The organism is Deferrisoma palaeochoriense (assembly GCF_054656955.1).
In genome coordinates this window covers 60,953-72,495 of record NZ_BAAHXI010000010.1, presented here as the reverse complement: position 1 = coordinate 72,495, position 11,543 = coordinate 60,953, and the positions used below count along the sequence as shown (strand labels likewise).

Here is an 11,543-nt window from a genome sequence, read left to right as displayed (position 1 = left end):
GGACATGCGGACGGGTTTCCGTCCGTGGGCTGGCGCGCGAATTCCGGCAGAGGGAAAGCGGTTCAAGGCCTCCGGCCGATTGGCCGATCCGTGTGGGCGGAGCCCGTTGCTGGCGCGGGGTGGGTAGCGCGTCCGAACGCAGCGGGCTAGGATGCGGCGTAGTGGGAGTCGGGGGAAAACTTTAGAACCTGTCAACGCCCCCTCCCCTGTTCATAGTGGGAGTCGGGGGAAAACTTTAGAACCTGTCAACGCCCCCTCCCCTGTTCACCTCTCCCGCTGGGCTGGCCACACCCAACCATGGGGGGAGGGAAGGGGGGAACTTCGTGTAACTGCCGGACGGGAGCAAGCATGGCTATCGTCTACACCTTAAACACGATCGCTTGGACCGCGGTAACCGCGCTCGCTCTATTCGGGGGACAGGTGATCTTCTCCGCGAGTAAAGGGCTGGGATTTGCCTCGATTCCCCTCGGGTTGTGTGCGACGTATTGTTTGGCGTGTGTTTTCGGGGCAGCGTATGCACGTGGTGTCAGTTCGGTGGTTGCGCGGAAGGAGGGGGAATTTCCTCTGGACGACTCCGGGCGGGAGGCGATACTCCAGTATCTCCGTATCACCTCTGACACTCTCGCGGTGGGATTGTGCCGACCCTTGATCCCCATCGCCCCATGGCTGCTCTCGATTCTTGGGTTGAAGGCCGGCAGGGGGCTCGTTGTGATGGGAAAAATCCTCAACGCCGACCTTGTGCGGGCTGGGGATGGGGTGTTGATCGGGGATGGGGCATTGGTAACGGGGCACGTGGTTCATGCGGGAAAAAACGTACTGCGCCGAATCGTGTTGGAGGACGGGGTGACGGTCGGCGTCCGGGCCGTGGTGATGCCGGGGGTGGTGGTCGGCCGGGGCAGTGTGATCGCGGCGGGGGCGGTGGTGCCGATCGGCACCCGGATCCCACCGGGGGAGGTGTGGGGGGGGGTGCCGGCCAGGTTTATCGGCCGCGTTGCCGAGGGTGGAGGTGCTCCGTGAACTGGCTCGATGTGGTTGGGGTGGTGGCCTTTTCGTCGGGGCTGGTTTCTCTGGGGTGGGTTTCCCGGTTTCGGGGCTACGTCGAGGGTTGGTTCGGGCGGCCGGACCAGCGCGTGGCCGACGAGAGCCTCCCCCCGGTTACCCTGATCCTGCCCTGCAAGGGCGTCGACCCGGGATTCGAGCAGAATGTCGAGGCCCTGCTCTCCCAGAACTACCCCGACTACGAGGTCATTTTCACCCTTGCCACGCGGGACGACCCGGCGTGGGCGGCGTTGGAGCGACTGGCGGGGACCCGCACTTGGGGCCCCCCGATCCGGTTCGTGGAGGCCGGGGTGTCCGACCGGCGTGCCCAGAAACTCACCAACCTCTTGGCGGCGGTGGAGGCGGCGCGCCCGGAGACCCAGGTGTTCGCCTTTGTGGACTCCGACATTCGCCCGCGCGCCGAGTTCTTGCGCCACCTCGTGGAACCGCTTGCCGACCCGGCCGTCGGCGCGACCACAGGGATCCGATGGTATCAGCCGCCGCGGTTCACGGCGGGTTCCGCGCTGCGAACCCTGTGGGCCGCTGGCGCCTATCCCATGCTGGTCAACACCAGGACGAACTTTGCGTGGGGCGGGGCAAACGCGATCCGGCGGAGCGTGTTCGAGCGCGGAGGGGTCCGGCGACGGATGGACCGGGCCGTGAGTGACACGTTTGCGATCACCGAGTCGGTCAAATCGCTGGGGCTGGAGGTGCGGTACGTTCCGCCCTGCACCGTGGTGTCCCACGAGGGGAGCACGCTCGCGGAAACCTGGGAGTGGACCAACCGGCAGACCGTGATCAGCCGGGTCTACAGCCCGGCGTTCTGGTGGGCCGTGTTTCTCACCTACAGTCTGAACGTGGCCTGCGGCGTCGCCGGACTGGGGGCGGCGGTCGGCGCGGTCTGGCATGGGGCACCCGGCCTGGGCCTCACGGCGGCGCTCCTTCTTTCGCCTTGGATCCTCCAGTCGGCCGGCGTGGCCCAGGCCCTTCCGGCTATCGCGCGCCTGGTTCCGGACGTCTGGCCGAGCATCCGGAAGGCCAGGTGGCGGTTGATCGGCTGGGCCCCGGTGGCGGGGTTGCTGATCCTCGCGAACTCGTTGTACTCGCTCACCACGAGGCGCATCGTGTGGCGCGGCGTGGCGTATGAGCTCCTGTCGCGGGAAGATACGCGGGTCCTTGGGGGATGAGGGGGCGGGAGAAGGGGCGGCGGCTCACGTGTGAGGCTGTCCGGTGAAGCAAGAACACAAACACCCCCGGCGGGCGGGACCCGCCGGGGGTGTTGTTTACGAAAGCGCGCGCTGGATTAGCCGCAGTTCTTCTTCCGCCGGCGGGCCGCGCCGGCCATGCCGAGTAACCCGCTGCCCAAGAGCACCATGGTGCCGGGTTCCGGCACTACGCTCGCACGCATGTCGTCCGAGTCGTAAAAGCTCCACCCGGAGGGGTTCCCGCTCGCCACGTTGCTGTCGAAGTCCGGCTGTCCCGGCACATAGATGTCGGAGGTAAACTGGAAGGGATAGAAGTTGCCCGAAGCGAAGGGAAACTCGTAGCGCTCCATGTCCCACAGATTCGTGTTGTTCCACAGCCACATCGGGTCGTCTTGGAGCGTTAGCATGCCCTGGTTCGTCGTAGTGTCGTCCACGGTGACGCCGGTACCGGCTAACGTGCCCCCCTGGTTGGTCGTTGCGCGGAGATCGCCCCAATCGAGTTTCAGGAGCGGGGTCCCGTCGGACGCGGCCGCGAATGCGTTTGCCCGGTTTCCCGTGTTCAGGTTGGCGAGAAGCCCTCCGTCGTCCGAAAGGTCGTCGTCAAAGTAGATCTTAACGGTAGCACTGCTGAAGGTAAACACGGTCTCAAAGACGTTGTTCGAGAAGGGGTCAGGGCTCGTGCTGCCAACGATGAGTCCTTCGAAAACGCCGGTGATCTCTTGCCCTGGGAACGATGAGGGACTCCAAACCTCTTCGTTGGTCCCGGCCTTGAGGAAGCTGTCAAGGTAGAAAACCCCCCGGACCTGGTCGCCAGGTTGAGGCGAAAGGGGGAGGGTGTTCCCCTGAGCCTTTATAAGTTCCTCCCAGCTCGAAAACTCCAGGATGATGTCGCCGGCCGGCAGTGCCGGGACAGCCAACGCCGTGCCCGCGCCCCCGATCGCGAGGATGGCGGCACCTGCCGCCCCGACCAATGTTGCCTTCCACTGTCTCATGTCTCTCCCTCCTTCGTGTGGGGTAAACGTGGGCCACTCCCGTCCGGTGGGAGCGCCCGGTTGTCCGCCAACTGTGTCAGGGGGAGATGCAACGTGTGTGCCAAGTGTTTGGAGGGCGCCGGCTAAGGACAAACGGGCGAAAACGCAGGCCGGGAATGACAGGGGGACACGAGCGTGGGAAGAATTTTTCCACTTCTGGGAAGCGGAAGGGGGGTAACCGGTTTCCGCTTTATCGCCGCGAGGGGGGCAGGCCCTCACACGTGGCCCAGGGCGTCTACGACCGGGATGCGGGCCGCGCGGCGGGCGGGCCACACCGACGAGCCGAGGGCCAGCAAGGCGAAGAACACGGCGGACACGAGAAGCGTTTCGGGGCTAAGGTCGGCCTCGACTCGCACGGTGCCCGCTACCCCGGGCGGGGTGTAAGAGAGAATGCCAGTGCGAAGCGCAAGGTGCGCGGCCAACGACAGCGCCGCCCCGCCGAGGCTGCCGGCCGCCCCAAGCACGAGTCCCTCGAGGGCGAACAACTGCAGGGCGGCGCGGGGCTTGAGCCCGATCGCCCGCAGGGTGCCCACCTCGCGGACCCGCTCGAACACCGCCATGGACATGGTGTTGACAACCCCCATGACCACGATGAGGAGCACGATCGAGAACAAGAAGAGGAACACCACGTCGAGGTACGCTTTGACCTTGCGGTAGTAGTCCGAAAGTTCGTCCCAGGTCCGGCAGGTGACCGCAAGGCCCTGCAAACGCAACTCCCGTTCAATGGTGCGCCGTACCCGGTCGGCGTGGGAGCCGTCGCGAAGCAGAACGCCGACCCGGCTGGCCCCGTCGAAGTCCAAAAGGTCCCTCGCGGCCCGTAGGGACATCTTCAGGTACTTGTCCTCGACGGCGTCCGAGAGCGTGGGGATGTGCCCCCGCATGATGAGGTCCAGGGCGTTCATCTGTCCGAAGAGGGTGGTACCCATGACCACCACCCCATCTCCCGGCGAGACCTCGAGGAGGCGGGCGAGTTTCGGCGCGAGGTAGGCGGCGCGGGGTTCCTTGGCGGGCAGAATCTTGGGCTCGTAGCCGTCGAGACCGGGGAAATGGCTCCAGAGTTCGAGTTCGTCCGATCCGTCGATCGCGTCGGCGAGGAAAATGGTGCTGATGTCGCCGTTGGTGACAAGTCCCGAAACCTCGAGCTTGGGCCCGGCCCAGACGACCTCGGGCAAGGAGCGGACGTAGTGGAGCACCCGGTCGAGCTCCGCAGGCGAGAACAAGTACTCCTCGGGCGTCCTGCGGGGTGCCTCTTCGAATCCCTCTTTGAACACCACGACGTGGCCCGGGGCTTCCACGAAGATGGCGCCCAGCGCGATCTTCCGGTACGAATTCTCCGTGTAGCCCCGGAACACCACCACCGCCATGTACCCGAACGCGATGGCGAGCACGGTGATGAGGCTGCGGCGGCGGTTTTTGAGGACGTTGCGGAAGGCGATCTTCAGAAGCGTCATGGGCCGCGTTTCCCCCTGGTTCGGGCACGGGTTCGCGTGGGACGCCGGGCATTGTGGCGCACGGGGAACGGATCGGCAACACTTCCGTAAATCGTGAATCGTAAATCGTGAACGGTTCGCGCGCTTCGCGCGCCGTTCGGACACGCGAACGGTAGGACGGTGAGACGTGAGTCGCAGGTCGGAGGTCGTTCGTCGTTGGGCGCCGGCCCCTCGCGACCGGCCGCCCGGTGTTTGGCGGGGGGTCGGGGTTCCTCCGGGCTATCGGCCGAGGAGGTCGGCCGGGTCCAGGCGGAGGTCGGTGCCCGGGACGGGGAGGGCGGGGTCCCCCGGGCGAACGGTTCGGGTCTCGGCGTAGGTGCCGCCCTCGGGGTGACGGTAGACCTCAACCCGGTCGTCGGGCAGGTCCACGAGCCAAACCTCGGGTACGCCGGCCTTGGCGTACAAGGGCACCTTCACGGTGCGGTCGGTTTCGGCCGAGGTGTCGGCCACCTCGATGACGAGCAGAGCGTCTTTCGCCTGGGGGTGGGCGGAGGCGTAGAAGTCGTCCCGCGGCCGAAGGATCGCGAGGTCGGGCTGGACCTCGGTTCGGGGACCAAGTTGGAGGGGGTCCTGGACGCTTAGGAGGAAACGGTCACCCGCACTCCCGGCCAAGACGTGGACGAGACGTCTCACGCACCCCGCATGCCGGCTTCCGATGGGCGTCATCTCGACCACCTCCCCCTCCAGGAGTTCCACCCGATCGTCCTCGCCGAATATGCCGGCCCGGGCCATCCGGTGAAACTCGTCCACGCTGAAGCGGCGGCGGGCAGGTTCCGCGATCATGGTGGGGCCCTCCGTCCAACGTTCGGTGCACCTGACGGGAACGTACCAACGGACTGCGAAATCGTCAACGGCGGCGTGGAGTTTGGGAGGGTGTCGGGAAGGGGGGACGGTGAGACGTGAGTCGCAGGTCGGAGGTCGTTCGTCGTTGGGCGCCGGCCCCGGCGACCGGCGGCAGTCGGCCCGACAGACGACCCGCGTCACACGACCGGCGGCAGTTGGCCCGTCCGCACGTCCACGCGTCCCAGCGTCCGCACGGTTAGACGACCACCGGCCCCTAGCTCGTGGCGAGCTTTGCGGGCGTGGCGTGAGTCAGGGTTCTTTCACCCGGTACACCCCGTGATGGGCCTCGGTGTCGGCCCGGTGGGCCGCAAGATCGGCGGCCACCGCGTCGATCTTGGCCTCAAGGCGGGCCTCGACCTCATCCACTCGCTTTGCGAGCGCCTGGATCAGAAACGTGTTCTTGTCGATCTTCTGCTCGAGTTCCGCGAACCGCCGGTCCATCTTCTGGTCCAGCGCGGCGTGCCCCTCGAGGACGAGGTCGAACTTGCTCCGGATGTCCTCCAGCAGGATCTCCAAGTGTTCCTTCTCCATGGTAGTCCCTCCGGGAGAAAGGGTGCCCGGCAAGCATTCCGGATTCTCCCCCGGGCGTCAACGCGAAAACCGAGGTCTCACGCCACGACCGCCACGAACGCCAAGGATTTCTTGGGTTTTCGTTGCGAGCGTGCGTGAGCTCCGAAGTTCACGCCAGGGCCAACCAACGGGAACTTCTTGTCTCACGCCACGATCGCAACGAACGCCACGTTCGGTTATTCGTTGTTCGCCGTTGGGTGCCGGCCTCCTCGCAAGCGGCGGCAGTTTGCCCGTCCGCACGTCCACGCGTCCCAGCGTCCGCACGGTCAAACGACCAACGGCCCCTACCCCGTGGCGAGCTTGGCGGGCGTTGCGAGAGGCCCGAAGTTCCCCTACGCCTCCAAATCGTTCACCACCCGGGTGATGCCGTCTTTCAGTAGTGCCTCCCCGAAGTTGATCAGGAGTCCGAGGCGGCGGCCGCTCAGTCTCAGGTAGGTCAGGAGCTGTTTCTTGTGGACGGGTTGTACGGTTTCGACCGACTTCAGTTCCACGATGACCCGGTCCTCAACCAACAGATCCGCCCTGAACCCTTCTTCGAAGGTAAGACCGTCGTACTCGACGGGATGGAGACCTGCCGGTCGACCCGAAGCCCACGTTTCCGGAGTTCGTGCGCCAGAGCCAGTTCGTACACGGACTCGAGCAACCCGGGCCCGAGAAGCCGGTGGACCTGAAATGCTCCGTCCAGGATCGCCTTCGCAATCCCGTTTTCGATCGGCATTGGAAGCACCCCCTCCCGACCCGGACCGGTCTAGGCGAGCGGGTCTCACGCCACGCACGCAACGAACGCGACGAATTTCTTGGGTTTTCGTGGCCAGCTTGGCGAGCGTTGCGAGGGGCCCGAAGTTCACGCCGGGGCGAACCGACGGATCTTCTTGTCTCACGCCACGGCCGCCACGAACGCCAAGGATTTCTTGGGCTTTCGTGGCGAGCTTGGCGAGCGTTGCGTGAGGCCCAGCCGTGGGGTTTAGCCCGTTTGCTCTCGGTACCAGGCCAGCATGGCGTCCAGAAGGGCCTCGATCTCCCCGAGCCGGTGCCGGGCCAGAGAGTACAGTTCTTCCGGGGTTACCTCGTGGTAGAAGTGGACCATGCGGTTTCGGTACCCGGCCATGTCCCTCATGAGGTCGGCCTCGGGTTTGGTGAGGACTCCCACCTGGCCCAGGCGTACCGCTATCTCCTTGTACTCCGCGGCGGCGAGCCCGAACCCCTTCGCCAGGAGGTGGCGCCCCAGGTCCAACAGCGCTTCGACAGCCCGGCGGAGGCAGGATTCCGCAGCCCAGAGGTTTCGGGGGTCGGAAAAGAACCGTTCCTCGGTCTCCAGCGGCAAAGCCCTGAGGTTGGCCAACATCTCGCGGACCCAACGCGCCCGTTCCGCAACCACCCGTTCCGATACCTCGCCCTTTGTCACGGCTCCTCCCTTCCCAAGAGCACATTGATCCTGCGGCGCTCGAACGGGATCAGGTCGCCGGCCCGGCGCAGGAGGTAGAGTTCGTACTCGTCGGCGAGGTCGGGGTCTTGGGCGTACACCCTCTCGCCGTCGATCGCCTCCACCGCGACGAAGGGGTCCATCTCGGGGAGGAGCCCCAGGTCCACCCGGCCGACCCCGAAAAAGTCCTCGAGCCGCGCCGCGAACCGGACCTTCGTCTGGATGTCCCAGCGCCGGGCGGGATCGGGGAGCACGGCCACGTCCAGGTCTGACCCGCCGGAACCCAGGGCTGGTCGTTCTCCCCGCAGCCACTGCGTGGCCTCCCGGGTCCGGCTGCCGAACAGGTAGAGGCTCCGGACCCCGTGCCCGCGGCAGATTTGTGCCAGGGCATCTTGGCGAGACGGGTTCGTTCGTGAAACGGCGGGCATGGAAGCTCGTCCAGGTGCGCGAGAAACCGCTTGTCGGGTTCCCTGAGATCCCGACGGAGTGTGAGGGGGGGGCAGCCCGACGCCGGTATTCTACCGGGCCGAGGCCCAAACAGAAAGGCGCGGGGGCCGGCTACCGGCTCCCGCGGCGGCAGAGCAACGGCAACTTCTTGTCTCACGCCACGCACGCAACGAACGCCACGGATTTCTTGGGGTTTCGTTGCGAGCGTTGCGGGCGTTGCGTGAGGCCCGAAGTTCACGCCAGGGCCAACCGACGGCAAGTCCCTGTCTCACGCCACGACCGCCACGAACGCAACGGCAAAAGGCCGTGAATCGGGAGTCGTGAATGGTTTGCGCGCTTGGCGCGCCATTGGGACGTTACGTCCCGACGTCCACGCGTCCCAACGTTCGCACGGTCGAGCGTTCGCACGGTCAAACGACCAACGACCCGCGACTTACGACCGGCGGAAGTTTTGCCCGTCCGCACGTCCACGCGTCCTAACGTCCGTACGGTCAAACGACCGACGGATCCTCAGAGCAGCCCCGCTTCCCGAAAGGTTTCCCGGATCTTGGGATCCCGCTCGGCCAAGAGCCGCAGGGCACGTTCCAAGCGCTCTTCCCGTTCCTCCACCTCACGGATCTTTCGCAACGGCGGGTCCATCGCCGTTCGCCGGTCCCAAATTGCGAATCCGATGGTCACCGCAACGAGCCCGCCGAACACCGAGGCCAGGATCCAGATGAAATTCATCATCTGCTCGATCCGGGCGTTGACCTCGTCGAATCGCTTGTCTATCTGCTCAAATCGTTTGTCCACCTGCTCAAAGCGCTTGTCCATCTGCTCGAAGCGCTTGTCCACCTGCTCGAATCGCTTGTCCACGCTGTCCTTGAATTCCAGAAGCGCGGTTTCGATCCGCACGAGCCGGTCCCGATCGGCGAGGGTAAAGGGGACCTCCCGTTGCTCCGCCGCGTACGTCTGGGACGAGGCTCCCAGCGCGAGGAACACGGCGACCACGGCGCCGACCGCACGGTTCATGGAACACCTCCAGCCCCATCAGGGTTCCGAGGACGCAACAGGCATTCTGATGGGGGGCGGTAAGGGTGTCAACATGGGTGGGTCTCGGAACTTCTTTTCGTGTCACGCGACGCACGCAACGAACGCCACGGATTCCTTGAGTTTCCGTGGCGAGCTTGGCGAGCGTTGCGAGAGACCCGAGTTCCTGCCAAGGCAAACTGACGGCATCTTCCTGTCTCATGCCACGATCGCAGCGAACGCCACGTTCGGTTATTCGTTGTTCGCCGTCGGCCGTGGCGTGGGCCAGGTGGGGTTTCCACGACGAACGACCCGCGACCTACGACCGGCGGCAGTTTTGCCCGTCCGCACGTCCACGCGTCCTACCGTCCGAACGGTCAAACGACCAACGACCCGCGACCAACGGCCCCTAACCCGTGGCAGGCGTTGCTTGAGGCCTCAGAAGTTTTCTCCACGGAAGCGGGCACCCCCGGTTTGCCGGGGGCGCCCGCGGTTTGGGTCTAGCGCTTTTTGCGCCGGCCCTTGCCACCGGTGCCGCTGCCGGAGTCGGGCACCAGGACGGTCACGGAGGCCAGGCCCTCGTTGCCCGCCGGGTCCAGGGCCCGGGCCTCGATGGCGTGGGGCCCGGGGGATGCCTTTCGGGTGTTCCAGTTGCAGGTGAGCGTCGTGAGGTTCGTGGCGCAGAGCACGTGGCCGTCCACCCGGACCTCCAGGAGGCGGACGCTGCGGTCGTCGGACGCCCGGGCCTCGATGCTCACCTTCCTGCCCACGGTGGTGCCGTCGGCGGGTTGGAGGAGGGTGACGGAGGGAGGCGTGGTGTCCGGCGGGTCGGGCTGGTTGTCCACGGTGACCGTAACGGGTTGGGACGCGGCGCGGTTTCCGGCGGCGTCCCAGGCCTCGGCCACCAGGGTCGCGGTGCCCTCGGGTTCGGCCGCGGTGTCCCAGGCGAACCGGTACGACCCGGTTTCGTCGCTTGCGAGGAGTTGGCCGTTCACCCGGAGGTCCACCCGGGTCACGCCCACGTTGTCGCCGGCCTCGACGGCCACCTCGACGGTTCCGGCCACGGTGCCGCCGGTGGGGGAGGCGATGCTCACCCAGGGGGCCTGGGTGTCCACGGGGTCCGCCGACAGGGCGAGGTCCACGGCGGCCGCGGCGTCGAGCCGGCCGTGGCCGTACCACTCGTCCCAGCCGGGATCGCCCAGGTCGGCGGCGGTCTGGAACAGGATGGTCTCCACGTCGGAGGGGGCCAGGGCCGGGTTGACGGACCACAGGAGGGCCGCGGCCGCGGCCACGAGGGGGCTTGCGAACGAGGTGCCCTGCACGGTCTGGTACCCGCCGCCCCGGGCCGTGGTGAGGATCGAGGTGCCGGGCGCCGCGAGGTCCACGTAGGCCCCGTAGCTCGAAAAGCTCGCCCTGGCGTCGGAGGCCGTGGTGGCCGACACGGCCAGGAGGTCGGGGCTATCGGCGTACGCCTCCCGGCCGCCCGAGTTCCCGGCCGCCACCACCACGAGGCCGCCCTTGCCCCGAAGGTAGCGGGCCGCGCTCTGGACGGTGGAGCTCCCGGCCACCCCGTTGTAGCTCACGTTGGCCACCCGGGCGCCGTGGTCGGCGGCCCAGGTGATGCCCTGGGCCACGGTGCTCCAGTAGGCCCAGCCGTCGGGGGCCGCGATGCGCACCGGCATCACCGAGGCCCGGCCCGCGAGCCCGGCCACCCCCAGGGCGTTCCCCAGGGTGGCCGCCGCCGTCCCCGCGACCCAGGTGCCGTGGCCGTGCACGTCGGAGGTGTCGGCGTTCTGGTCGTAGAAATTCCACCCGGGAACCATCCGGCCGGCCAGGTCGGGATGGCCGCCGTCCACCCCGGTGTCGAGCACGGCGATCACGACGCCCTCGCCCCGGGTCGTGTCCCAGGCCGCGGGGGCCCCCACGGCGGGCAGGTGCCACTGGGAGGGGTACCGGGGGTCGTCGGGCACGCCCTCGGGCGGCACCGCCATGTCGGGTTCGGCGAAGCTCACGTGGGGATTGTGGCGCAGGGCCTGCAGCACGGCCTCCTGGGCCTGGGGCGGCACCTCCACCACGTGGACCCGGATGCCGCGGATCTTGGCCTTCACCCGGCCGCCGTGGGCCTGGACCGCCGCCTCGACGGCCGCGTCGGGGGCGCCGGCCTTGGCCTGGACCAGAATGCGACCGGGCACGGGCCGGGGTTGGGGCCCGGCCAGGGACGGGGGCGCCAGAAAAAGGGCGGCGCCCAGGGATGCGGCGGTGACGGCTCGCAGCAGGGATCTTCGGTTCATGGCGACTCCTCCGTGAGTGGAATGGGGGTCCGTGGGATCGCCACCGGGGGAGAGCAAGGCGGGTGCCAACGTTCACGAGCCGGGTTTTCCGCAACGATTCGGGCGGGTGGGGGAGGGAGGAGCCGGGCCGGGTACGGGGTCGTGCCCAGCCGACACGTTTGCGTTCCCTTTGGGTCACCGGCGCGTTGTGTCCCCCG

At 67.1% G+C, this 11,543-nt stretch carries 10 protein-coding genes and 1 pseudogene; 2 read left to right on the top strand and 9 right to left on the bottom strand.

Features of this window, described 5'->3' with window-relative positions:
* Window positions 1–348 precede the first annotated feature (348 nt).
* Together ACYQ8L_RS04695 and ACYQ8L_RS04690 are read left to right on the top strand one after the other, a co-directional pair.
* On the top strand, window positions 349–1,017 hold the full coding sequence (locus ACYQ8L_RS04695; protein ID WP_459940614.1) for an acyltransferase: 669 nt from the start codon (window positions 349–351) through the stop codon (window positions 1,015–1,017).
* A complete protein-coding gene (locus tag ACYQ8L_RS04690; protein WP_459940613.1) occupies window positions 1,014–2,225 on the top strand; it encodes a glycosyltransferase in 1,212 nt (403 codons plus the stop codon). The genes ACYQ8L_RS04695 and ACYQ8L_RS04690 overlap by 4 nt, the downstream gene beginning before the upstream one ends.
* Window positions 2,226–2,341: 116 nt before the next feature.
* Here ACYQ8L_RS04690 and ACYQ8L_RS04685 read toward each other — a convergent pair whose 3' ends face one another.
* The 9 genes and pseudogenes from ACYQ8L_RS04685 to ACYQ8L_RS04645 all read right to left on the bottom strand — a co-directional run bounded on the left by ACYQ8L_RS04685 (window position 2,342) and on the right by ACYQ8L_RS04645 (window position 11,346).
* Window positions 2,342–3,235 (bottom strand): PEP-CTERM sorting domain-containing protein, encoded by an 894-nt coding sequence (locus tag ACYQ8L_RS04685; protein WP_459940612.1) that lies wholly within the window; start codon window positions 3,233–3,235, stop codon window positions 2,342–2,344.
* Between the two features lie 254 nt (window positions 3,236–3,489).
* Window positions 3,490–4,725 (bottom strand): ABC transporter permease, encoded by a 1,236-nt coding sequence (locus tag ACYQ8L_RS04680; RefSeq protein ID WP_459940611.1) that lies wholly within the window; start codon window positions 4,723–4,725, stop codon window positions 3,490–3,492.
* A 258-nt stretch (window positions 4,726–4,983) separates the two neighbouring features.
* Entirely contained in the window at window positions 4,984–5,547 is a 564-nt protein-coding gene (locus tag ACYQ8L_RS04675) for a Uma2 family endonuclease (RefSeq protein WP_459940610.1), read from the bottom strand.
* A gap of 309 nt (window positions 5,548–5,856) precedes the next feature.
* The gene (locus tag ACYQ8L_RS04670) at window positions 5,857–6,138 is read right to left on the bottom strand and encodes a hypothetical protein (RefSeq protein WP_459940609.1); all 282 of its coding nucleotides are present in this window, start codon (window positions 6,136–6,138) and stop codon (window positions 5,857–5,859) included.
* Between the two features lie 371 nt (window positions 6,139–6,509).
* Window positions 6,510–6,895 (bottom strand): annotated as a pseudogene (locus tag ACYQ8L_RS04665) (GxxExxY protein).
* 246 nt (window positions 6,896–7,141) lie between these two features.
* Window positions 7,142–7,582 carry a type VII toxin-antitoxin system HepT family RNase toxin gene (hepT, locus tag ACYQ8L_RS04660; RefSeq protein ID WP_459940608.1) on the bottom strand — a complete coding sequence of 147 codons (441 nt, stop codon included), beginning with the start codon at window positions 7,580–7,582 and terminating at the stop codon, window positions 7,142–7,144.
* The gene (locus ACYQ8L_RS04655; RefSeq protein ID WP_459940607.1) at window positions 7,579–8,028 is read right to left on the bottom strand and encodes a nucleotidyltransferase family protein; all 450 of its coding nucleotides are present in this window, start codon (window positions 8,026–8,028) and stop codon (window positions 7,579–7,581) included. Before ACYQ8L_RS04655 ends, hepT begins: the two co-directional genes overlap by 4 nt.
* Window positions 8,029–8,557: 529 nt before the next feature.
* Window positions 8,558–9,058, bottom strand: a complete 501-nt coding sequence (locus ACYQ8L_RS04650; protein WP_459940606.1) for a hypothetical protein — start codon at window positions 9,056–9,058, stop codon at window positions 8,558–8,560.
* A gap of 497 nt (window positions 9,059–9,555) precedes the next feature.
* Complete coding sequence (locus tag ACYQ8L_RS04645) at window positions 9,556–11,346, bottom strand: S8 family serine peptidase (protein ID WP_459940605.1); 1,791 nt, start codon at window positions 11,344–11,346, stop codon at window positions 9,556–9,558.
* Window positions 11,347–11,543: the final 197 nt, after the last annotated feature.